Here is a 24,369-nt window from a genome sequence, read left to right as displayed (position 1 = left end):
CGCTTCAGCGTTTCAGTTTATTCTGTAAGTCAGCCCGCAGTTTGCGTGCTTCCAGTTCGGGTAAGGGTTTTTCCAGCATGCCCAGCGCCTGCGGGCTGATCTGTTGCTGGTCCACCTCGTCGTGTTCAAAAACGTAATACTCAAACAGCGCCTGCCAGGCCTGCCGCTGCGCCTTGGGCAAACTGCGAATACCCAGTACGGCCGCCAGCAGCGCATTGTTTGGCCGGCCTAAATAGCCCGGCGTGTCGCGCCACCAATGGGTCAGCAGTACATTAACATCAGCCTTGCCTGTCACCTGATGCCACCACATGCTGGGAATAAACAACAGGTCGCCCGGTTCCAGCCGTGCCAGCTGCGCCGCTTGCAGCGCTTCACGCGCTTTGGGAAAACGCTCAAAGTCGGGCTGGTTAAAATCCACCATGCTGATGTCCTGCCCCCCGGGGGCAAACTCCATAGGGCCAGGGTATAAATTCGCCACCTGCTGCGGCGGAAACAGCAGAAACTCGCGTTGCCCCACCAGGTTGCAGGCCAGGTTATGCGGAAAGTCATAATGCGCCGCAATCTGGGCCTGATTGCCAATCCACAGGCTGGTCAGCGGCTGCCAGTCGCTCAGTGGCAGCTGGTGCTGTGCCAGCACGCCCGGAAACCAGCGGCTGACTTCGGTCGAGCCCATATAGAGGCAGCGGCCATCCGGCGCTGCGGCCAGCGCCAGCAACTGCTGACAAAATTCGTGAAAACTAACCCGGCCACCGCTGTAGTTAAAACCTGTCTGGTCGGCGTTATAAAACACCCGGCCCTGCGCTTCTTTGGCCAGCGCCGCCACCGCCACTGGCTCACCACTGCTGCAGCCTGCAATAAAACCCAGCGCCGCCTCTGCCGACTGCAGCCCTAACTGCACCAGCGGCCAGTGGGCGCAAAAGCCAGCCAGCACCAGAGGTTCGCTGGCGTCCTGCAACAAAGCACTCAGCTCGTCCGCTGAAACGCCTGCAATGCGCCGGACCGGCCTGATGCTCATGCGGCCTGCCCGTTGTTTTTCTGCTGCAGGTTTTTCAGCTTTAACAGCTTCATCACCTGGGTCTGAGACGCCAGCGCCATGTAAATGGCCTGCAGGTACCCCTGCTGTTGCAGCGCCGCCAGTTGCTCAGCACTCAGCGCGGCCAGCTTTTCTTCATGAATGGTGTAGAAGCCGACCAATTGGCGGGGTTGACCGTCGTCCAGCTTCACTTCCATGGTAAATGGCTCCAGCAATTGCAGCGCCAGCAGCTGGTCAACAAAACGGCGGGCGTCGTCCATGCCCAGATGCAGGGTTTCCATCAGGCTGGCCATTTCATCCAGGTAAGCCGAATTGCCACCATAAGGCAGGAACAGCGCTTCGCCTTCGGTCTGGCTGACGCGCGGATGATCCAGGTCGATATGCAGCACCCGGTGAATTTGCTCCACACCCTCTTCCGTCACTTTCTGCTGCCCAATTAAAAAGGGCTGGCGACGCACACTGAGCGGAATGTAGCTGTCCTGCCAGTTGTTGTGTTGTAAAAACAGGTTTTCCTGGTGCTGAAAGCCAAATAACGCCACAGGGAAAAACTGACCTGTGTGTGGGTCTTTATGGAAAAAAATCGGGTAATAGCCCTGCACAGTGCGGAATTCTTTCGGGAAAGTCAGCGCAAACCACTGGTTGTCGCCATAGGCGGCACCGCGGTCTTTAATCACTTTTAAGTCTTTATGATCGACACTGCTCAGTAATACATGATTTGGCATCAAAATCTCCTGTTGTTCTGCTCTGCGGCTGGCTTAAAGGGTTGGTAAGCCGTACCTGTGAATTTTTTCTAATAGTTCTCTGTTGCCGGGCAGCGCCTGACGCATGGCGGCGGTTTTTTTCTGATTGTCCTGAAAATACTGCCGCGCCTTTTGCTGCATCGAGATTTTGTCATTGGCATAGTGGCAGTCCAGCCCCATGCCCATCACCACATACTGATAACTGGCGGCCGGAAACAGCTGATCAGCCTGACGGATATCGGCAGGCATAGGCGGCTGGTGTTTCCACAGCTGCAGCAGCTGTTGCAGCGAGTCCGGAATACTGTGGCGTTCGCGGTGCATCAACCAGTAGTCATGGTCGGCCCGGCGGCTCAGTACATAGTGCAATTTGAGGAATTCGACAATTTGCTGCCAATGCTGGCTGAAACCTGCATTCAGCCGCGCCGCCATCACCGGCAACAGGCCGATATCCCCCGGCAGCAAGGCCGCCAGGCTTTTGGCTGTCCACTCCACCAACGCCAGCGCTGACGCTTCCAGCGGTTCGATAAAACCGGCGGCCATACCAATGGCGACACAGTTTTTCTCAAAACAACGGGCGCGGTAACCCGGCTCAAAACGCAGTAAACGCGCGTCCTCTGCGTTGGCGGCGGCCAAATCCGGCTGTGCCGCCAAATACGAGTTTAAATGCTGCCGCGCCTGAGCTTCGCTGCAGTGCGCTGATGAAAACACATGGCCGATGCCACGGCGGCTTGGCAGCGCAATATCCCACACCCAGCCCGCTGGCTGGGCTGTGGCTTTGGTGCAACTGGCCATTGGGCTGTCTGGTTGGGCATAAGGCACCTGAATAGCCAAAGCACTGTCATTAAACAGAATATGCTGCTGGCTGATCCAGGGCACCTGCAAATGTTGCCCCAGCAACAAAGACGGCTGACCCGAACAATCGACAAATAAATCCCCGGCAATACGCTCGCCGTTGGACCCCACCACAGCGGCAATCCGGCCATCGGCGTGGTTTTCCACCGCTTCAATATGCAATGGCCTGTACACCACACCCAGCTTGCTGGTGGCATGCTGTTGCAACAATTGGGTGAATTTGCCGGCATTTAAGTGGTAGCCGTAATTGTTGATAAAGCTGTATTGGGCCGTGCTGATTTGTTTGGGCGCCAGCCCCAATCTGACCAGCTGTTGCTGCGGACAGACAGCTTCGGCAAAACTGACTTCGCTGGCAAAGGGCAGCCAATAAGGCGCCAGATTGATCTCAGGGTAGCCGGCTGGCAAGGTAAAGGGGTGCAGGTAATAACCCTGCCCGGCGCCATGCCAGTCATAAAATTCGGAGCCTTGCTTAAAGCTGGCTTCACAGGCGATTAAAAATTCGGTTTCGGACAGGCCGATTTTTTCTAAGGTATGGCGCATTGAAGGCCAGGTGCCTTCACCCACACCAATAATTTGCACGTCCGGTGATTCAATCAAGCTGATCTGAACTTTGGCCTGCGCCAAAGGTTTGCCCTGATCATAATTCAGCTCAGCTGCCAATAACGAAGCCGTCAGCCAGCCTGCGGCGCCGCCTCCGACAATGACAATCTGTTGTAGTGCTGTATTCATAGCAGAGCCTGTTGAACAACAAAACCGGATCCCGGCAGGATGAATAAGAGGGTGGCGTTTTTACCACCCTCTGTCCACCTTCAGTGATTAGAAGGTATAGCGGGCACCAAAGCTGTAGCGCGGGCCTGTTTCCACCAGGCTCAGCACTTGCTCTTTGGCACGACCATGCACCCTGGTGTACTCGTCCGTGATATTCAGAGCTTCCAGATACAGAGTCAAGCCATCCACCTGAGGAATGTCGTAGCTGACAGAAGCGTCAATCTGCGAATAAGCCTCAGTGTACCGTGGGTTCGCGCCAGTGTCCTGACCACGCGAGTTCAGGAACTCGTCACGCCAGTTGTACGCCACCCGGGCCTGGAAGCCGTAGTTTTCATAGAAAACCACCAGGTTGGCGGTGTCGCTCAGACCGATCAGGGCTGGCTGGTCAACCAACAGGTAGTTGTCATAGGTACGGCCACTGTCCACCATGGTGTAGTTGGCTAACACACCAAAACCGGTTTCACCAAAAGCGTGCTGAACCGCAAATTCCAGACCGTCGATTACTTCAGAATCAGCACCGTTGGACGGTGTATTAATTTTGAAGATCATCAGCTCGTCTTCACCGGCCACACCGGAGATCACTTTGCCCGCCACGTCCACACTTGGATCTGAGCCATAGTTGGCAAAAATCCAGTTACGGATAGCCGCCGCATCCGGGCCTACCGCAGCCAGGGCTTCACGGTATTTTTTACCGTCCGCAGGGTTTGGAATGCTGTAAATGGTCGAATCCACCACTGTGTTGCTGATAAAGTTTTTGGTGTCTTTGCGGAAATAACCGACAGACGCATAACTCGACGGTGCGTAGTACCATTCCAGCGACAGATCGATGTTTTCCGATTCCAGCGGTAACAGGCTTGGGTTGCCTGAAGAGCCGCTACCACCGGCACGGTTGGCCAGCGTACCAACCACTGTCCCCCCCTGAATGGACACATAGTCCGGACGGCCTATGGTTTCGCTATAAGCGAAACGCGCCATCACGTCATCCACCACTTCAATATTAAAATTGAAGTTAGGCAGCACATAGTCGTAGTCCCCTGTTTGGGTCTGGAACTCACGCTCACCGGTTGCGACCAGTGCAATTTCAGTATCGGCAATCCAGTTGGCGCCGTCGTAAGACGACACAGCTGAGGTGGACGTCACATCAGTTTTTTCATAACGCACACCGACATGCACATCGTAAGGACGGCCTGCCCACTCGTTTTCATAGTTGTACTGCAGGTACAAGGCCTGTGACTCTTCCATGGTGTAGCGGTCGGTATCACGGGCATAGTCAGTGGACGGGCAGAAATCGGTGCCACAATCACCGCCACCTGTGTAACCGGCTGGCGTGTACAGCTGCTCGGCTCTGTTACGGACGTTGTTGAAATCCCAGAAGAACATTTTGTTCAGCACTTCAAAGCTGCGGCCAGAGGCAATGGAGAAATCGCCACCATTGGCTTTGAATTTGTCGTGAATGGTTTCAACCGGGAACCAGGAATCTTCGAAATCGCCAGCGGCGCCTACGCCACCCCAGTCATTCCGTTGCACGTTGACGGATTGGGAGTGGTTATCGACGTCTGTCAGCGCTATACCGAAATCGATACTGCCAGCATCGTCCAGCACGTATTCACCGCGCAGCTGGTACTGGTCAATTTCCGATCTGTTGCGGGCGTTACCAAATACACTGCCTGTGACGCGCATATCGGACGGCTGCACTGAGTTACCACCACCCACCGCCAGAATGGGCAGATCACCGGTAAAGTCGGTCCCCGCACTGGTACGGACGAAACCGGCCATACTCAGGGTGTTGTTGGAACCAAACTCGTGGTTGGGTTTAAATTCAGCACTGGATTTGTGCGCGTCGAAGGTCAGATTCAGGTTGTCCGTGGCCTGCCAGTCCAGATTAAAGCCCACTGAGTTGCTTTGATTGCGTACACCGAAGTCGCCAGCCCCCATGGATAAATCCTGTGGTGTGGCATAGGTTTCAGAGTACAACAGTGGAGAAGACACCGGACCGTCCGTCCAGATGTTCTGTGACGGCACAAAGGTAAACCAGGCAGAGACATCGTGATACTGGGTATCGATGTCATTGCGCATATAGGTGTAATCCAGGCTGGCGGTCAGATTGTCGGTAGGCGCATATTGCAGCACCAACTGGCCGTTGGTCCGTTCACGTTGCTGTTCTTCAAATTTGTAGATGGTGGTTTGTGGGACTGAGTACACATCATCCGGACCAGGACGGTTGACCTGACCGCCCTGAGGCACGCCCCCCCAGGCACCGGTGCCACCGGCCCAGTCATCGTCTGCTGTACCGGCAAAACTGCGCCAGCCAGTACCCACATTGGCCTGCTGGTTGCCACTTTCACGTTCCTGGTAACTGGCGGCAATCAGCACACCAAATTTGCCATCGTCGGTACGGCTGGAATACAAACCCGACAATTCAGGGGTGGCTGAGCCTGTTTCCGTGGACTGATCATCCACCATAGCCACATTGACTGTGGCTTTTTGTGAACCCACAGTCAGAGGTTTTAAGGTCAGGATATCGATGGTTGAACCAATACCCCCAGTGGCGTGTTTGGCCTGACTGGTTTTGTTCACTTCCACGCCGCTGATCAGATCAGAAGCAATATTGGCGAAATCAAAAGAGCGGGAGCCTGTGGTGACCGGCATCTGACGGCCATTTAAGGTGACCAGGTTAAAATCCGGCCCAAAACCGCGGACCGACACTTTACTGCCTTCGCCGTTAACGCGGTCAATCGATACACCACTGATCCGCTGCAAGGATTCCGCTAAGTTGGTATCCGGAAATTTACCTATATCTTCGGCCGAAATGGCATCCACAATGCCTGTGGATGACCGTTTGGTGTCCATAGATTTAATCAGACTGCCACGGATCCCCGTGACAGCTATAACTTCTACGTTTTCATCTTTTTTGGACGCAGCCTGATCATCAGCTGCATAGGCAGGTGCCAATGCCCCAACACCGAGCACCAAAGACAAGCTGGTCGCCAGCCTGGTTTTGGTAAAGGTTTTCGAGTTCATGAATGTTTCCCTGTCGACTGTGCTTAGTTTCGTTGTTTGTCGGGTTTGCACAGGTGCTTGCACCATTAGCAAACAGCGCACTTCTGAAAGCGCTTTCAGAAATTAGGTTAAATTTTCTAAACCGTCAATATAATAAAAATAAATTGATTAAAAAATAACATAAAACAATCAGGAAAATTCCTGAATTATTGATGTTTTTCATAAAGATACCATTAACACACCCAGTAGTAACCAGCCTGTATTGCAGAGGATTCCAACAAGATCCGCCAGACAGAATTTTCTCCCCTCCAGCAGGACTGTGGAAAAAATCATTGGCACAACGACAGTTTTCAGCTATTTATGAAAGCGTTTTCAAAAACTAAAAGCTGGCAGAGAAGGCACAGCACCTTCACCGGCGGATCAGATCAATGGTCAGCTCCCCACTGATCAGGACAACAGGACAGCAAAAGATGCACCGACTTTATCCTTTAGCCGCAGCTGTAGCTTTGGCTCTGACGGCCTGCACACCACCACAGGGCGGCCCGGAACAGGCCGCAGCGGCTGGCTCCGGCTCCTTATGGCCAGAACTGCAAAGCCCTCTGCCCGTTGTGGCCGAAAAAGAACAGCAACTCAGTCAGTTGCTCCAGAACATGACCATAGAGCAAAAGGTAGCGCAGCTGATCCAGCCAGATATCCGCTGGATGACGCTGGAGGATATGCGCACTTATGGCTTTGGTTCTTACCTGAATGGCGGTGGCGCTTACCCGAACGACAACAAAGCGGCCAGCGCCTCCGACTGGCTGGCCTTAGCTCAGCAGCTGCATGAAGCTGGTGTCGATGCCAGCCAGGATGGCAGCAGCATTCCACCGATCTGGGGGACGGATGCGGTGCATGGCCATAACAATGTGCGCGGTGCCACAGTGTTTCCGCACAATATTGGTCTGGGTGCCGCCAATAACCCGGCCCTGGTCGAAGCTATTGGTAAAGCCACAGCCGAAGAAGTGGCCGCCACCGGTATTCACTGGGTGTTTGCCCCCACTGTGGCCGTTGCCCGTGATGACCGCTGGGGCCGCAGCTATGAAAGTTATTCGGAAGACCCGGCCATTGTAAAAAGCCTGGGCGCTGCCCTGGTCAAAGGTTTGCAGGGGCCTGTCGGGCCTGAGTTTCTGGCGCCGGGCCGTGTCATTGCCACCGCCAAACATTATCTGGCCGACGGCGGCACCAGCGGTGGTAAGGATCAGGGCAATGCAGAGATCACCGAACAACAACTGATTGACCTGCATGCGCAGGGTTATTTCAGCAGCCTGGACGCTGGCGTACAAACCGTGATGGCATCGTTCAGCAGCTGGAATGGCGAAAAAATGCATGGCAATGGCTACCTGCTGACCGAGGTGCTGAAAAAACGTTTGGGTTTTGATGGTGTGGTGGTGGGCGACTGGAACGGTCACGGCCAGGTGCCAGGCTGCACCAACCAAAGCTGTGCCGCCGCCATTAACGCCGGTGTCGATATTCTGATGGTGCCAGAGCACTGGAAAGACTTGTACCACAACACCCTGGCGCAGGCCAAAGCCGGTGACATCAGTGCAGAACGGCTGGACGATGCAGTGCGCCGTATCTTGCGGGTGAAACAACGGGCTGGCCTGCTGGATAACTATCAGGGCCCGGCTGGCAACCCATTTGCAGGCAAACAAGAAGTGATCGGAGCCGCTGAGCATCAGGCATTGGCTGCTCAGGCGGTGCGGGAGTCGCTGGTGCTGCTGAAAAATAATGGACAGCTGTTACCTCTGAACCCGAAACAACGCATTCTGGTCACAGGTGACGGCGCCGATTCTATTGCCAAACAAAGCGGCGGCTGGACCGTGACCTGGCAAGGCACTGGCACCAGCAATGCCGACTTCCCACAAGGCCAGAGTATTTATGCCGGTATTGCTGCCCAGGTGCAGGCCGCTGGTGGCTCGGTCGAGCACAGTAGCGACGGCCGCTTTAAAGACAAGCCGGACGTGGCCGTGGTGGTGATAGGCGAAAACCCTTATGCCGAGTTTGACGGCGACACGCCAAGCCTGGATTACCAGGCCGGTAAAAACAGCGACGAAGCGCTGCTGAAACGACTGAAAGCCGCCGGTATTCCGGTGGTGACTGTGTTTTTGTCCGGCCGCCCGCTGTGGGTAAACCCGGAACTGAATGCGTCTGATGCCTTTGTCGCCGCCTGGCTGCCTGGCACCTCAGCCGGAGCTATGGCCGACCTGTTACTGCGGGATGCCGAAGGCAAAGTGCAGCAGGACTTCAAAGGTAAACTGTCGTTCTCCTGGCCCAAAACAGCCGACTCGCAGCCACTGAACCAGGGTGATGCCGGTTATGATCCCTTGTTTGCTTTGGGTTATGGCCTGAGCGTACTGGACAAGGTGCTGGTGCCGGAATTGCCAGAGCAGGCAGCAGGTCAGCAGTCAGCTCAAGGCAGCTTCGCCCTGTTTGAACGCCGGGCTGCCAATGGCCTGAATCTGCATCTGGCCGATGCCACCGCGTCCGTGCTGGTCAATGCCAACAAAGTGCAAAGTGCCGATGGCAGCCTGAAGCTGGCCGCGGTGAACTGGCAAAAACAGGAAGATGCGCTGCAACTCAATTGGTCGGAAGGCTCCAAAGCCGCTTTGGTGTTGCAAGCTGCCCGCCCCTTTGATGCCTCAGGCTACCAGCAGCTGCAGTTTCATTTGAATTGGGCTGCAGCACCAACGGCCCCGGTGATGCTGGGCGCTTCTTGTGGCAGTGGCTGTGGTGGCGCCGTGGATTTAGTGCCGCAACTGAGCAGTCAAACGGCCGGTGAATGGCACAGCATCACAGTGAATTTAGCCTGCCTGGCAGACGCCGGTGCCGCGCTGAATCACCTGGAGCAGCCGTTTAGCCTGCAAAGCAGCGGAGCATGGCAAGCCAAAATTGCCAATATCCGCCTGGTTCCTGCGGCCGCAACAGACTGCACAGCCAAGTAACTAAACCCCTGAACGGGCGGCCTGGCCGCCCCTTTTATTGAGTACATTGGGATGAACACAGTATCGACCACGGCCAGCCAGACTGGCCAGCCAAACCTGAGCAGCTGGGCTTTACCCAGCCTGACCTTTTTATTTTTTATCTGGGGCTTTATTACCTGCCTGAACGATATTTTGATCCCGCATTTAAAAGCGGTGTTTGACCTGAACTACACCCAGGCCATGCTGATCCAGTTTTGTTTTTTTACCGCCTATTTTCTGGTGTCGTTACCGGCTGGTGCGCTGATTAACAAAGTGGGTTACCAAAAAGGCATAGTGCTTGGCTTACTCATTGCCGGTGTGGGCACGCTGAATTTTATTCCGGCCGCACAGTTTCACAGCTACCCCTGGTTTCTGGCCGCACTTTTTGTGATGGCGTCCGGTATCACCATTTTGCAGGTGGCCGCCAACCCTTACGTAACCATTCTGGGCCCTGAACGTACGGCGTCCAGCCGCCTGACCATGACCCAGGCCTTTAACTCACTGGGCACCACGCTGGCGCCACTGTTTGGCGCTTCACTGATCTTAGGCACGCTGGACAGCAGCGACACCGCGCATTCAGTGCAACTGCCTTATTTGCTGCTGACCGGCGCCCTCTTTGTGGTGGCGTTGGTCTTTTCGCGGCTGAACCTGCCTGTGGTGCAGCAGGAAAAAGCAGCGGATTCTGTGTCGTTGTCAGCGCTGAAACCCTACCGGCATTTATGGTTGGGGGCGGTTGGCATTTTTATGTATGTGGGTGCCGAAGTCGCTATCGGCTCCACTTTGGTGAATTTTATTGGCAGCGAACATGTGCTGGCTTTGGCTGAGGCTGATGCCGCCCATTATGTGGCCTGGTACTGGGGAGGCGCCATGCTTGGCCGCTTTATCGGTGCTGCCCTGATGCAACGTATTTCGGCCGGTTTGTTGCTGGCTGTGCATGCAGTCGCTGCCTCAGCGCTGATTTTGCTGGCGATGGGCAGCACAGGGCAACTGGCACTCTGGGCCATTCTGGCGGTGGGCCTGGCCAATTCCATTATGTTTCCGACCATTTTCAGTCTGGCTTTGCAAGGCCTGAAACAACACACCAGCCAAGGTGCCGGTTTGTTATGTCTGGCCATAGTGGGAGGTGCCATAGTGCCCGTGGCTCAGGGGATGCTGGCCGATCAGTTTGGTCTGACCTTGTCCTTCCTGTTACCGGCCGCCTGCTACGGCTATATCGCCTGGTTTGGTCTGAAAGGCAGCAGAGTGGAATAATGTGATTGGGGTCAGAGTACTACTCTGACCCCAATCTGGAGGCAGGCCTGAACCTTGCCAGCGCCAGGTACACAGCCGGAGTGCTGTACAGCGTCAGTAACTGACTGACCACCAGGCCCCCCACTATGGTAATACCCAGCGGCTGGCGCAGCTCTGAGCCTTCGCCCATGCCAAACAACAAAGGCACAGCACCCAGAATGGCGGCAAAGTTGGTCATCAGAATAGGCCTTAAGCGCTGGGCTGCCGCCTGAACCACCGCCTGTTGCGGGCTCAGCCCCTGCTGACGCTCTGCCTGCAACGCAAAATCGACCAGCAATATTGCATTTTTCACCACAATACCAATCAGCAAAAACAGCCCCAGCAATGCAATCAGGCTGAGGTCTGTGTTGCTGAAGTACAACGCCAGCAAGGCGCCTAAACCGGCACAAGGCAAGGTGGACAGAATGATCAGCGGCTGAATGGTGCTTTCATACAAGACCCCCAGCAGCAGATATACCGTCAGCACCACTGCCACTATCAGCCAGGCCGGGCTACCGGTGCTGAACATGGCGTTATTCTGACTGGCACCGTTTTGGGTGATCACTTCGGTTGGCACCATCACTTCAGCCAGCACCCGCTCAATAGCCGCATCCGCCTGCTGTGCTGACACACCGGGCGCCAGGGCATAGCCTATCCCCTGCGAAGCAAACTGACCGTCATGGCGGATGCGGTCATTCGACATGCCGTACTGGTAACTGGCAATAGCCGCCAGTGGCACCCGTTCCCCGGCAGCGGTGATGAGCTGCAGCTGCTGCAACACTTCAGGCTGGGCTGTATAGCCCGGCGTCAGCTCCATCACCACTTTGTACTGGTTCAGCTCGTCATACATAGTGGCCACCTGGCGCTGCGAAAAACTGTTATTCAGCAAGGTGGCCACAGTGCGCATATCGACCCCCAACCGCTGTGCCGCTTCACGGTCAATGGTCAGCTCAATTTGCTGGGTGTCGTCGCCACTTGGGGTGTCGACATCCGTCAGTTCCGGCAGCTCCTGCAGCCGTTCTGCCACCTTTTTACTCCAGGTTTTCAGCAGCTTGATATCGTCGGCCAGCAACAACACTTCATAGTCGCTGCGACTGAAGGGGGACGACAAACGGATATCCTGATCGACGCCCATAAACATGATGCCCCCCGGTACCTTGGGGGCGGTCATCCGCAGCCGGTCCACCACAGCCTGAGCCGAAATTTTCCGCTCGGCCAAAGGTTTGAGCCGCACCCGCATCCAGCTGTTGCTGATGCCCATATCGCCGCCGCTGGACCCTGTCACATCGGCCACGGCCGGGTCTTTCAGAATATGCTGACGGAAGGCTTCAATCTTCGGCTGCATGATCTGGAATGACATGCCGTCATCGCCGCGGACAAAGCCATTCAGCTGGCCTGTGTCCTGCTCAGGTAACAAACCGGTCGGCACTTTGCTGTAGAGCCAGCCGGTGGCCGCCATCAGCAATGCCAGCACCAGCAATACCCAGCGGTAATGCTGCAGACTCCAGGCCACACTGGACTGGTACTGCTGCTGCATCCGGTCAAAAAAGCCGGGTTGGGCTGGGTCTGCCCGGTCCGCTTTCAGGATCAGCGCCGACAAACTGGGGGTTAAGGTCAGCGACACCAGCAGGCTGATCACCATAGCGGCGGCCAGCGTAATAGAGAACTCGCGGAACAGCCGTTCGACCAGGCCGCCCATAAAGAGCAGGGACAGGAAAATCACCACCAGCGCCAGGTTCATTGCCAGCAGAGTGGCGCTGACTTCGGCAGCCCCCTGGCGGGCCGCTGCCAGTGGCGACAAACCACGTTCAATATGGCGCTTGATGTTTTCCACCACCACTATGGCGTCATCCACCACCAGGCCAGTGGCCACAATCAGCGCCATCACCGACAGGTTATTCAGCGAAAAATCGCACAAATACATCACAGCAAAAGCACCGATTAACGACACCGGAATGGCCAGGCTGGGGATCAGGGCACTGCGCAGCTGGCCCAAAAACAGCCAGACCACCAGCACCACCAGGCCCACGGCAATCAACAGCGTGAACTGGGCTTCATTTAAGGTGGCGCGAATGCCAGGGCTGCGGTCCATCACCACCGTCAGGCTGGCGCCATCCGGCACCAGCGCCTGCAATTGCGGCATCTGGCTGTAAATCAGGTCGATGGTTTCGACAATATTGGCACCACTGCGGCGGCTGACCAGCAGGATCACCGCATCTTTGTCATTGTGAAAGCCTGCGCTGTAGCGGTTTTCGGTGGAATCTGTCACCAGCGCAATATCCGACAAACGAATAGGTGCGTCATTGACATACTTCACCACTAAGTCGGTGTAATCTTTGGCTCGACGCATGGTTTCGCTGGTCGCAATCTGCCAGCGCAGATCGCCTTGTTCCAGCACGCCCAACGGCACATTGGCATTGGCACTGCTCAGTGCACTGCGCACTTCATCCAGCGCCACCCCATACTGCGCCAGCATACCGGGGTTCAGCTGCACCCGCACTGCAGGCAAAGACGAACCGGAGACGGCCACTTCCCCCACCCCCTGAATAGTTGCCAGTTTTTGCGCCAGTATGGTCGACGCTGTGTCGTATAACTGACTGCCAGGCACCGTATTGGAGCTCAATGCCAGCGCCATCACAGGTGCGGACGAGGGGTTCATTTTGCGGTAGGTCGGGTTGCTGGTCATGCCCGAGGGCAGCTGGCTGCGCGCCGAGTTAATGGCCGCCTGCACTTCACGGGCGGCTTCATCCACATTGCGATCCAGCTCAAACTCCAGCCGGATCTGCGTCGAGCCCTGGTTGCTGCTTGACCCCATGCGCTGCACCCCGGCAATACTGCCCAAAGCCCGCTCCAGTGGCGTCGCCACAGTAGCCGCCATACTCTCAGGGCTGGCGCCCGGCAGGTTGGCGGTCACCACGATCATCGGGAAATCCACCGCAGGCAGGGGGGCAACCGGCAATAAACGCCAGCAGAGCAAACCCAGCAGTAAAATGGCGGTGGCGATCAGGCCGCTGGCGACCGGGCGTTCGATAAAAGGGGCGGCCAGACTCATGCTTCAGCCGTCCTCTGCTGCACTTTGGCATCGCGGCTGAAATGACGGTCAAACCAAAGGTAAACCACAGGGGTGGTGAACAACGTCAGCACCTGGCTGACCAGCAGACCACCCACCATCACCAGGCCCAAAGGCTGACGCAGCTCCGCACCTGAGCCACTGGCCAACAGTAATGGAATGGCACCAAACAGCGCGGCCAGAGTCGTCATCAGAATAGGCCGGAACCGCAGCAGCGCCGCCTGATAAATGGCATCCCGCGGACTCATGCCCTGATTACGCTGCGCGTCCAGCGCGAAATCGACCATCATAATGCCGTTTTTCTTCACCAGACCAATCAGCAGCACTATGCCTATCACCGCAATTAAATCCAGCGGTTGCCCGGTCAGCAGCAAAGCCGCCAAAGCCCCCACAGTGGCTGAAGGCAAAGTCGACAGAATGGTCACAGGGTGGATCAGGCTTTCGTACAGAATACCCAGCACAATGTACATGGTCAGCACCGCGGCCAGGATCAGCCATAAGGTATTGCTCAATGAGGCGCGGAAAGCTTCAGCAGCCCCCTGGAAAGTCAGTTCCACTTCGGCTGGCATCTGCAGTTGTTGCTGCACTTCTTCAATAGCCGCCACAGCTTCGCCCAATGAATAGCCTTCGCCCAGGTTGAACGACAAAGTGACCGACGGGAACTGACCCTGATGGTTAATCAGCAGTTTGGCTGGCCGCTGCGACACTGTGGCCACAGCCGACAGTGGCACCGAAACGCCGGATGCGGACGTCAGGTACAGCTTGTCAAAGGCGTCCAGACCATGCACCTGGGCCGGGTCTACTTCCAGAATAATGCGGTACTGGTTGGCCTGGGTAAACAAGGTGCTGATCTGACGCTGGCTGTAAGCACTTTGCAGCACAGCGCTGATATCCGACACATCAATACCCAGGCGCGCCGCCGCGGTACGGTCAATGTCGATATAGGCCTGCAGCCCCTGTTGCTGCAGGTCGTGCGCCACTTCCGACAGCTCTGGCCGCTGTTGCAGCGCCGAGACGAGATCCGGCAACCAGCTGTTCAGAGTGTCCTGCTCAGGTGTGGTCAGGCTGAACTGGTATTGGGTACGGCTGACGCGGTCTTCAATGCTGATTTCCTGCACCGGCTGGAACCAGCCTTTAATGCCCGGCACCGCCGTCACCTGCTGCTCCAGCTGGCGGATAATCTCCAGCGCCGACAGCTTGCGTTCGTCATGCGATTTCAGATTCACCAGAATACGGCCGCTGTTGATGCTGCTATTGCTGCCGTCGACCCCAATAAATGACGACAGGCTGGCCACATCCGGGTGCTGCAGAATACGGTCCGCCAGTTGCTGCTGGCGTTTTGCCATGGCCTGGAAAGAAATATCCTGCGGCGCTTCGGTGACCACCTGGATCACCCCACTGTCCTGCACCGGGAAAAAGCCTTTGGGTACGGCCAGATACATCAGCGCCGTCAGCGCCACTGTGCCCAGCATCGCCAGCATTGCCAGCCGCTGGTGCTGCAGCACCCACTGCAGCCACTCCCCGTAGCGGCGGATCACTTTGTCCATCAGGCCATTTTGCTCCTCATGTTTGGGCAGGCTTTTCAGCAGGCGGGCACAAAGCATTGGGGTCAGAGTCAAAGACACCACCAGCGAGATGGCAATAGCCACCGCCAGGGTCACGGCAAACTCAAAGAATAAGCGACCAACCACATCGGCCATAAACAGCAGCGGGATCAATACCGCAATCAGTGACACGGTCAGCGACACCAGGGTAAAACCAATTTCTTTGGCACCTTTGAGTGCGGCTTCCAGCGCCGAATCCCCTTCTTCCCGGTGGCGCGCAATGTTTTCCAGCATGACGATGGCGTCGTCCACCACAAAACCTGTGGCAATGGTCAGCGCCATCAACGTCAGGTTGTTCACCGAGAAATCGAGAAACACCATCACCGCAAAAGTGCCGACCAGCGACAGCGGCACCGCTAAACTCGGGATAATAGTGGCCGGAACTGTGCGTAAAAACAGGAAGGTGACAAAGACCACCAGGCCAATTGCAAACACCAGCTCTTCCTGCACATCGCGCACCGAAGCCCGGATGCTTTGGGTACGGTCAGTCAGCACCTGCACATTCACGGCGGCTGGCAAGGTCGCCGTCAGCTGGGGCAACAGTTCCTGAACCCGGTCTGCGACGTCTATCACATTGGCTCCGGGCTGGCGCTGAATATTCACCAGCACAGCCGGGCTGCTATTGGCCCAGGCCGCTAAAAAGCGGTCTTCCGCGCCATTTTCCACGCTTGCCACATCCTGCAGCCGTACCGGCGCCCCATTGCGGTAGGCCACAATCAGCTCACGGTATTCGGCAATGTCACGGATTTGGTCATTGGCATCGAGCATGGTGGAACGGAAGGGGCCGTCAAAACTGCCTTTCGGCTGGTTGGTGTTGGCCGAAGCGATGGCGCTGCGTAAGGTTTCCATACTCAGGTTTAAATTCGCCAGCGCCGCCGGGTTAGCTTTCACCCGGATGGCGGGCCTTTGACCGCCGGCCAGGCTGACCATACCGACCCCGGACAACTGCGCCAGTTTCTGCGCCATACGGGTGTCGACCAGATCATAGACTGTCGGCAGTGGCAGGGTGTCAGAGCTGATGGCCAAGGTCAGAATAGGCGCGTCGGCCGGGTTCACCTTGCGGTAAATGGGCGGTGTCGGTAAGTCGTTGGGCAACAGGGAGGACGCGGTATTTATAGCCGCCTGCACTTCCTGCTCCGCCACGCCCATGTCCACCACCAGCGCAAACTGCAGCGTGATCACCGAGCTGCCGGCCGCACTGTTGGATGACATTTGTTTCAGGCCGGGAATTTGCCCCAGCCGCCGTTCCAGCGGTGCTGTGACGGTGCGGGCCATAATGTCCGGACTGGCACCGGGGTTAAAGGTAAAGACCTGAATAATGGGGTAATCCACCTGCGGCAGAGCAGCCACCGGCAACAAACGCCAGCTCAGAATACCAGCCACCAGTATCGCCAGCATCAGCAAGGATGTGGCGACAGGGCGCAGAATAAAGGGTTTGGACAGGTTCATCGCTTAAGCCTTTGGTCGTTGCGCGGGCTGTTGTGGTGCTTTGTTCTCCGGCTCCACCGCTTGCTGATCCCGCACCAGCACTTCCACTTCGCGGCCAGGGCGCAAACGGTCTAAACCTTCCAGTACCACCTGCTCACCGGCTTGCAGGCCCTGCCTGATTTCAATCAGGCCATTGTCGACAGCCCCCAGCACCAGGTTGCGCACCTGCGCTTTGTTCTCTTCAATCATATAAACATAAGTGCCTGCAGAACCGTATTGCACAGCGTCCTGCGGGATAGTGACGGCACCTTTGCGTTCAGCCACATTCAGCCGCACATTGACAAACTGGTTCGGGAACAGCTCCTGGGCACTGTTGCTGAATTCAGCTTTCAGTTTCAGGGTACCAGTGCTGGTATCAATCTGGTTGTCCAGCGTGGTCAGGCTGCCTTTGGCCAGCATCAGTTGTTCAGCTCTGTCCCAGGCTTCAACACTGAGAATTTCACCGGCTCGCACGGCGTCCAGCACCATCTGCAACTGGGTTTCAGGAATGGTAAAAACCACAGCTATAGGGGAAGTCTGGGTAATGCTGACCAGCCCTGTGCTGCTGTTGGCCTGCACCAGGTTACCGGCGTCCACCTGGCGCAGACCCAGACGGCCACTGATGGGGGCATGAATGTGGGTGTACGACAACTGTAACCGCGCCGCATCAATAGAGGCCTGGTTTGATTTCAACGCCCCTTTCAACTGATTCACCAACGCCTGCTGCTGGTTGTATTGCTGCTGGGCTATGGTGTTTTGTTCTTTTAGTTTGGCGAAGCGCGCTAAATCCTGTTCGGCACTTTTTAACTGCGCCAGGTTCTGTTCTTTCTGGCCTATGGCCTGATCCAATGCCACCTGGTATTCGGCCGGGTCAATCTTCGCCAACAGCTGGCCCTTTTCGACAAACTGGCCTTCCCTAAACAGCACTTCAGCCAAAGGACCAGCCACCCGGCTTTGTACCAGCACTGTGTTCAGCGGTGTCACCGTACCAATGGCTTTCAGTTGTACTTTTAAATCGCTGCTTTGTGCTGTAACCACCCGCACCGGCACCGGCATAGTCCAGGGATTCATCGCGGCAGCAGGGCCTCCGGCACGCGGACCTCCAGCTGGACGTTGGCCGCCAGGGCCTGGTCGTTGTCCGGCCTGAGCTCCCGCCGCGTTGTCGGCCGCAGGCCAGAAGTAATACGCAGCACCTGCGGCTAAAGCGACCACTACGGCCAGCACCAAAGGCTTTTTCCCGTTGAACATAATTTGATTCCTGTAAAGCGGCTTAAATTTTTCTGAGCGTACTCTAATGCAGAGTGCTGGCAGCCTCAACGAAGCAAGTGTCAATATTAAGTAAAGATGTACTGACATTCGGCCAGACGCTTTTCTGTAGCGACCAAAAGCCGCTCTCCCTGCCAGCGCAGGCCATCAAGCCGGCGCTGAGTGACTGAAAAATAACAGCTGTTACTCTTTTCCTCCTGACATAAGGTTGTCAGTCTGCTGCCTTATGCTGCCTCTGATTTACGATGCAGGAGAGCACAATGATCAGCCTGAACCCCACTATTGCCAATTACTGGCAAGCCTTCAGCCGTCACGATACCGAAGCACTGTTGTCGTGTTTTGATCCCGAAGCCGTATTGTTGTATCAGAACCAAATCTGGGTCGGCTGTGCCGATATTCAGCGCTGGCAACTGCAACACCCACTTGAGCTGCAACTGATTGCCGCAGCAGAGCAGGCCGGCCAGACCCTGGTGCAGGCCAAAGCCGGTCAGCAGTTGTGGCGCTATGTGTTTGCGCTGCAGGATGGCAAAATCAGCAGGTTGATTATCGAAGCAGGAGCCACCGCTTGAATCGTGTTGACCGCCTGTTGGCGCTTATCCTGTTTTTACAAAGCCGCCGCAGTGCCACAGCCGAGCTGATGGCGGAGCATTTTGGCCTCAGTGTGCGCACCATTTACCGCGATATGGCGGCGCTGGCCGAAGCTGGTGTGCCGGTGCTGGCCGAAGCTGGCTGCGGCTACCGGCTGATGAAAGGTTATCTGCTGCCGCCGGTCAATTTCTCCGAGCAGGAAGCCATGGCACTGAGCACAGGTTTGCTGCTGGCGCAGCGTATGACCAGCCCGGGCTACACCCAGCTGATGCAAAGTGCATTGGATAAAATCAAAGCCGTATTGCCCAATGACAGCAAAGACAGATTGCAGCATCTGGTTCGTGCCATGGCGGCCCCTCTGAGCACTCAGCCAGCCGCCGCCGATCTGACCTTATTGCAACGGGCCATTACCCATCAGCAGCTGGTACGGCTGCAGTATCAGGATGCCAGCTGGCAACAGAGTGAACGTGAGGTAGAACCGGCCGGACTGATTTATTACCTCGGCCGCTGGCACTTTATTGGCTGGTGCAGGTTGCGGCAGGACTGGCGGGATTTTCGCACAGACCGGATTGGTCAGCTGGAATTGTTACCGGAAAAAATAGCCACCCGACCCGACTTCTCGGCGCAGCAGTTTTTGCAAAGCTGTGTACCGGCACCAGAGTTGTGTGCCCTGATCCGGTTCGAACCTGCCGCCGCTGACCGCGCCAAACGTGAATGGTGGCAGGGTTTTGGTACGGAAAGCCAGCAGGCCGATCATATGCTGCTGGAACTGCACAGCAGCGACTGGCGCAGCCTTGCCAGCTGGTTATTGTCGTTCGGCACCAGCGCCACAGTGCAGCAACCTCAACAACTGATCGACGAAATCCGTCAGCAAAGCCAGCAGTTGCTACAGCTTTATTCTGGATAACGCTGCCGGGTCTGCTGCATCGAATAGCGGATTAATTGCTCCAGTACCGCCAGGTCTATATCGGCCAGCTTTTTAATGTAGATGCAAGCCACCGTTTTGCGAAACTTGCCGAGTTGACTTAACAGCAGCTCCTGCTGTGGGTCTGTCTCGCCACAGCTCAGCACATAGAGGCTGATTTCGGCCTGTCGGTTGGCAAAACCAATCAGACACATATCGCCTTCACGGCCTGAGGCGTATTTGTAATGGTAACGGCCAAAGCCAACAATGCTGGGGCCCCACATGACCGGGGCTTCGCCAACAACCTGCTGCATCAGTTGCACCAGCTGCCCGCAGTCGGCACGTCGGGCTGGTTTTTCAATAGCGGCCAGGTAATCAGCCACCGCCACATCGGTCGGCTGTGTTTTATTTTCTGCCATAGATAACTCATGGTTATTCAGGTGATTAGGGCTTGTTGACGTTTCGAGATTACATGTTGTTCGCTCTGGCGGCGTTCTGAACGCGAAACGGGGAGCGAAGTTCAACACGCCCTGATTACCATAGCATTAATGGCGCTGAATAATCTGGAAAACAAAAAAATGGCTGCCGGAACAGGCAGCCAAAGGCAATTTATACAGAGGATACCACTGCCTGTCGCCAGACCTGCAGTGAACCCGTATTCAGCATAAGCCGCCAGTGTGCAAGACGCGATGTGACATATTGTCGCAACCAGACCCCATCCCGGCAAAAAGACTCTGCAGGTCGCACTTTATCCTGCACTGGTGGCTTTCAACTCAGGCTGATGATGCACCAGCCGTTTTTTTACGTTACTTTAGAACACTCAAAGAAGCCTCAAGACCGGAGTAGCTATGCTGCGTCTTTGTTGTTGGCCATTGGTGTTTATCCTTGTGTTGTGTAGCCAGCCGGCCACAGCAGCGCCGCAATTAATGTTATTGCTGGAAAATCATCTGCCGCAGTCTGATGCAGAGCGCATCAATGTGGAAACTTTAATACTGAAGCGGCTGAGCCAGAGTGCCGCGCCTGAACTGCAGATTCAACCGATGCAGCTCAGTGACTTACGCACCTGGCAAATGCTGAAACAACCTGGCAATTACTGTGCACTGAGCAAAATCAGAACACCACAACGCGAGCAATTTTTGTATTTCGCCCGCTTACCCACCACCATTTATCCGCCACTGCAACTGATTAGCGCCCGGCAGCTGGGTCAGCCTCCGGTGGATTTAGCCGTATTGCTGCAACAACAGCCAGAGCTGAAAATAGGGGTGATCAGCGGCCGTAGTTATGGCGCCGGATTGGACCGGCTGATTGCTCAGCACCCCACACAGTTTTTTCTGCGCAGTGGCAACGAAGCAGCCCAGAGCCTGGCTCTGATGCTCAGTAAGAAGCGACTGGATGCCGTCCTGGAATTTGCCGCCATCACCCTGCGTAGCCTGCAGAACGTGCCGGATGCACCTAAACTCTACACCCATGAATTGACTGACCAGCCATTGGTGCGTGGTTACCTGGCCTGCAATAAAAGTGCGCTTGGCCTGCAAATGATTCAGTGGATAGACCAGAAAATGGCCGACGCCTCGTATCAGGCCGATGTGCTGGCATTGCACCGGCAGTTTTTCAGCCCGGACGATTTTGCGCTGTTGCAACCTGAACTTCTGAAGGTATTTTCGCAGGCCATGCCGCAGACAGACTAACCAAACAATGAACTGCACTTGAGCGGCTTCTGTTGTAGTTTCGTCATGCCGGACTAGGCGGCAGATGACATCTTGCTGTATAAAAAACAGCCACCCATTCACAGCAGGAAGACATCATGGCTGACCAACCCAAAACCCGTAAAACCGCTGCCGATTTTTCACCTCAGACGTTAAAACTCTTTGATCAGTATGTGCATGGCGATATCAGCCGCCGCGATTTTCTCAGTGGCGTGGCGCGCTATGCAGTGGCGGGTGTTACAGCGCTGAGCATACTGGAAGCGCTGCAGCCCGATTATGCCTTTGGTCAGCAAATCAGTCCGGACGACCCGGCGCTGTCCTGCCGTTACCTGGAGCTGCCTTCACCCGCCGGCTACGGCACTGTGCGCGGTTATCTGGCTCAGCCGAAAGCGGCCGACAAGGATGGCGCAAAACGCCCGCTGGTGCTGGTGGTGCATGAAAACCGGGGCTTAAACCCCCATATTGAAGATGTCACCCGCCGGCTGGCGCTGGAAGGTTTTATTGCCTTTGCACCGGATGCCTTGTTTCCACTGGGGGGGTACCCAGGCGACGAAGACAAAGCCAGAGGCATGTTTGGCACGCTGGATCAGGACAAAACCAAACAAGACTTTATTGCGGTGGCCAAGGCGATGCAAAGCTGGCCGCAGGGCAATGGCAAACTGGGCGTAACCGGCTTTTGTTATGGCGGCGGTATGGCCAATTACCTGGCCACCCAGTTGCCAGAACTGAAAGCCGCAGTGCCTTTTTATGGCCGCCAGGCCGACGCCGACCAGGTCGCCGCCATTCAGGCACCCTTGTTAATTCACTATGCCGAACAGGATGAACGGGTGAATGCCGGGGCAGCCGCTTATGATGCAGCGCTGAAAGCGGCCGGCAAAAATGCGGTCAGCTACACCTACCCGGACACCCAACACGGCTTTCATAACGACACCACACCTCGTTACCACCAGGCCGCAGCCGAACTGGCCTGGCAGCGCACCCTCGCCTTTTTTAAACAGCATTTAAGCTGAAGTTGCAGGAACACCGATGTTTAGTGTGCGGCACTGTGAATTTTTACTGGGTAAAGACTACCGGATGCAGCTGCAGCAGTTGACGATCGCCCCCGGCCAGCACACAGTGCTGCTGGGGCTAAATGGCAGTGGCAAATCCGCCCTGGCGGCCATTCTGGCCGGCGAAGGCCAGTGCCTGCGCGGCGAGTTTCAGCGGCCAGCCGCTGCCAGCCTTAAAGTGGCCTGGGTCAGCACTGAGCAACAAAAAGCGCTGATTGACGCCGAAAAACGCAAAGACGACGCCGATATTCTGGACGTACTGCCCACCCCCAGCAGTGCCCGCGAACTGATCCAACGCGAATTCAGCCCGTGGACCAGGGAACTGGAGCAGCAGTTGGATCAACTGGCGGCTGTGCTGCAGTTCAGCCCTCGGCTCGACACCGCCTTTTTAGCCTTGTCGACTGGGGAAAGCCGTAAGGTGCTGTTATTGCGTGCTTTGTTGCAGCGGCCGGACTATTTGATTCTGGATGAACCTTATAACGGCCTGGACGCCGCCAGCGAAAGCGCCTTGCGCCACTGGCTGGCACAGCACCAGCAGCAGTTCACCCTGATCCTGGTAACCAACCGCCACAGTGAAATTCCGTCCTTTACCCGGCAGTTGCTGTATCTGAACCAAGGGGAGCTGGTGTGGCAAAACCAGAGTGATGGCCTGAACCCGGCCGATCTGGCTGAGCTGAACAAACTCAGCCGCTTACAAAACCCACCCAAACAGCTACCAGCCAAAGATCAGGACCGTTTTACACCGCCTTTACCGGATGGGCAGCAGCGGCTGGTGCGGCTGCTTAACGGCAAAGTGCACTACGATGACCGGGTGGTATTTCAGGGCCTGAACTGGCAGGTAAACCGTGGCGAACACTGGCAGATTGTCGGCCCCAATGGCTCCGGCAAAACCTGCCTGTTGTCGATGGTAACGGGCGACAACCCGCATTGTTACACCAATGACCTGGAAGTGGTGGGTTACCAGCGTGGTCAGGGCGAAAGCATCTGGGATATTAAAAAACATATAGGGCTGATCTCCAACAGCCTGCAACTGCAATACCGCGTCAGTTGCCCGGTGCTGCATGTGGTGCTCTCCGGTTTTTACGACAGCATCGGCCTGTACGAACAACCCACGCTGCATCAGACGCAGCTGGCGCAGCAATGGCTGGAATTGATTGCGCTGGCCGATCAGGCGCAGCAGTCGTTTCAGCAGTTGTCTTTTGGTGATCAGCGGCTGGTGCTGATAGCCCGCGCTATGGTGAAGCACCCCAGCCTGTTGATTCTGGATGAGCCCTGCAATGGGCTGGACCCGCTGAACCGGCTGAAAGTGCTGGCGCTGCTGGGCATTTTAACCCGGCAGGGCGAAACCACCTTGTTGTATGTCAACCATCACCCGGATGACAAAATTGCGGGCATAGAGCGGGTATTGGATATGGCGCACTATCAGGCGCAGACTTAATCCGCACCAGCGGCATCATCCGGCACCGCCAGAGGGCCCAGCACACTCAGCACATCGTCAACTTTGGCTTCGGTAAACCAGTAGTGCTGTAACGCGCTGTCACTGTGCCGCGCCAGCCGCAGTTGAATTTGGCGTTGCTCGGGCAATACAGCCGCCACCTGGTAAGTGCCGGAAACGCCCGCTGCACTGAGCACACAAAGGCGCTGACCGGGCTGATAACGGGTTCTGCACACCAAAGGCAATTGCAGGCTGACCAGCAGCCCGTCCGGGCCATGGTCAGCCAGCTGACGGATCACACAAGGCAGTTTCACCGCTTTGGCCATTCGCATCGGCTGGCCGGAAGCTAAGTCAAGCTGAACATCCGACAGCGCGCTGCGGCTGCAGGTCAGGATCCAAGAGCCCTGACTCAAAGCTGCAGGCAACGCCTCGCGCCGGTAACATTGGGTGTCGCCCGCCACCAGTTTGGCTTTGCATAAACCGCAACGGCCAGAGCGGCAGCTATGCAAAATGGGGTAACCCGCCGCAATGCTGGCATCCAGAATGCTTTGCCCATGCTGCTGCACAAACTCAAGCCCTTGGCTGGTCGAGATTTTTATCACCTTAGCGCACTCAAAAA

The 24,369-nt window shown here is 56.2% G+C and carries 16 protein-coding genes; 7 read left to right on the top strand and 9 right to left on the bottom strand.

Going from position 1 to position 24,369, the window contains the following annotated elements:
* Positions 1-4 precede the first annotated feature (4 nt).
* The 4 genes from WKJ04_RS13800 to WKJ04_RS13785 form a co-directional block, all read right to left on the bottom strand.
* Positions 5-1,015 (bottom strand): cupin-like domain-containing protein, encoded by a 1,011-nt coding sequence (locus WKJ04_RS13800; protein WP_337880942.1) that lies wholly within the window; start codon positions 1,013-1,015, stop codon positions 5-7.
* On the bottom strand, positions 1,012-1,755 hold the full coding sequence (locus WKJ04_RS13795; RefSeq protein ID WP_337880941.1) for a SapC family protein: 744 nt from the start codon (positions 1,753-1,755) through the stop codon (positions 1,012-1,014). The genes WKJ04_RS13800 and WKJ04_RS13795 overlap by 4 nt, the downstream gene beginning before the upstream one ends.
* Before the next feature lie 33 nt (positions 1,756-1,788).
* A complete protein-coding gene (locus WKJ04_RS13790) occupies positions 1,789-3,354 on the bottom strand; it encodes a tryptophan halogenase family protein (RefSeq protein WP_337841854.1) in 1,566 nt (521 codons plus the stop codon).
* Positions 3,355-3,441: 87 nt separating this feature from the next.
* Positions 3,442-6,414 (bottom strand): TonB-dependent receptor, encoded by a 2,973-nt coding sequence (locus WKJ04_RS13785; protein WP_337880940.1) that lies wholly within the window; start codon positions 6,412-6,414, stop codon positions 3,442-3,444.
* 449 nt (positions 6,415-6,863) lie between these two features.
* Between WKJ04_RS13785 and WKJ04_RS13780 the strand changes: the two genes are divergently transcribed.
* Entirely contained in the window at positions 6,864-9,374 is a 2,511-nt protein-coding gene (locus WKJ04_RS13780) for a glycoside hydrolase family 3 N-terminal domain-containing protein (RefSeq protein ID WP_337880939.1), read from the top strand.
* 51 nt (positions 9,375-9,425) lie between these two features.
* Positions 9,426-10,643 (top strand): sugar MFS transporter, encoded by a 1,218-nt coding sequence (locus tag WKJ04_RS13775; protein ID WP_337880938.1) that lies wholly within the window; start codon positions 9,426-9,428, stop codon positions 10,641-10,643.
* Between the two features lie 19 nt (positions 10,644-10,662).
* Here the strand turns inward: WKJ04_RS13775 and WKJ04_RS13770 are convergent, their stop codons facing one another.
* From WKJ04_RS13770 to WKJ04_RS13760, 3 genes are read right to left on the bottom strand one after another with little or no spacing between them, the layout of a single operon-like run.
* Positions 10,663-13,713: an efflux RND transporter permease subunit gene (locus tag WKJ04_RS13770; protein WP_337880937.1), complete on the bottom strand. Its 3,051-nt coding sequence runs from the start codon at positions 13,711-13,713 to the stop codon at positions 10,663-10,665.
* The gene (locus WKJ04_RS13765) at positions 13,710-16,784 is read right to left on the bottom strand and encodes a multidrug efflux RND transporter permease subunit (RefSeq protein ID WP_337880936.1); all 3,075 of its coding nucleotides are present in this window, start codon (positions 16,782-16,784) and stop codon (positions 13,710-13,712) included. The genes WKJ04_RS13770 and WKJ04_RS13765 overlap by 4 nt, the downstream gene beginning before the upstream one ends.
* A gap of 3 nt (positions 16,785-16,787) precedes the next feature.
* Complete coding sequence (locus tag WKJ04_RS13760) at positions 16,788-18,050, bottom strand: efflux RND transporter periplasmic adaptor subunit (RefSeq protein WP_337880935.1); 1,263 nt, start codon at positions 18,048-18,050, stop codon at positions 16,788-16,790.
* Between the two features lie 278 nt (positions 18,051-18,328).
* Between WKJ04_RS13760 and WKJ04_RS13755 the strand changes: the two genes are divergently transcribed.
* On the top strand, positions 18,329-18,637 hold the full coding sequence (locus WKJ04_RS13755) for a nuclear transport factor 2 family protein (protein ID WP_337880934.1): 309 nt from the start codon (positions 18,329-18,331) through the stop codon (positions 18,635-18,637).
* Positions 18,634-19,563: a YafY family protein gene (locus WKJ04_RS13750; RefSeq protein WP_337880933.1), complete on the top strand. Its 930-nt coding sequence runs from the start codon at positions 18,634-18,636 to the stop codon at positions 19,561-19,563. Before WKJ04_RS13755 ends, WKJ04_RS13750 begins: the two co-directional genes overlap by 4 nt.
* Here WKJ04_RS13750 and WKJ04_RS13745 read toward each other — a convergent pair.
* Positions 19,551-19,979: a DUF1801 domain-containing protein gene (locus tag WKJ04_RS13745; protein ID WP_337880932.1), complete on the bottom strand. Its 429-nt coding sequence runs from the start codon at positions 19,977-19,979 to the stop codon at positions 19,551-19,553. The genes WKJ04_RS13750 and WKJ04_RS13745 overlap by 13 nt on opposite strands.
* 429 nt (positions 19,980-20,408) lie before the next feature.
* Between WKJ04_RS13745 and WKJ04_RS13740 the strand changes: the two genes are divergently transcribed.
* From WKJ04_RS13740 to modF, 3 genes are all read left to right on the top strand, one after another.
* Positions 20,409-21,248 carry a hypothetical protein gene (locus WKJ04_RS13740; RefSeq protein WP_337880931.1) on the top strand — a complete coding sequence of 280 codons (840 nt, stop codon included), beginning with the start codon at positions 20,409-20,411 and terminating at the stop codon, positions 21,246-21,248.
* Between the two features lie 116 nt (positions 21,249-21,364).
* A complete protein-coding gene (locus WKJ04_RS13735) occupies positions 21,365-22,276 on the top strand; it encodes a dienelactone hydrolase family protein (protein ID WP_337880930.1) in 912 nt (303 codons plus the stop codon).
* Positions 22,277-22,292: 16 nt separating this feature from the next.
* Positions 22,293-23,753: a molybdate ABC transporter ATP-binding protein ModF gene (modF, locus tag WKJ04_RS13730; protein WP_337880929.1), complete on the top strand. Its 1,461-nt coding sequence runs from the start codon at positions 22,293-22,295 to the stop codon at positions 23,751-23,753.
* On the opposite strand, the gene WKJ04_RS13725 is transcribed toward modF, so the two are convergent.
* The gene (locus WKJ04_RS13725) at positions 23,750-24,352 is read right to left on the bottom strand and encodes a 2Fe-2S iron-sulfur cluster-binding protein (RefSeq protein WP_337880928.1); all 603 of its coding nucleotides are present in this window, start codon (positions 24,350-24,352) and stop codon (positions 23,750-23,752) included. The genes modF and WKJ04_RS13725 overlap by 4 nt on opposite strands.
* Positions 24,353-24,369: the final 17 nt, after the last annotated feature.

The sequence above is a fragment of the Rheinheimera sp. genome (assembly GCF_037442345.1).
Lineage (GTDB): Bacteria > Pseudomonadota > Gammaproteobacteria > Enterobacterales > Alteromonadaceae > Pararheinheimera.
The sequence above is the reverse complement of the archived record's forward strand: the minus strand, read 5'-3'. Positions and strand labels throughout refer to the sequence as shown.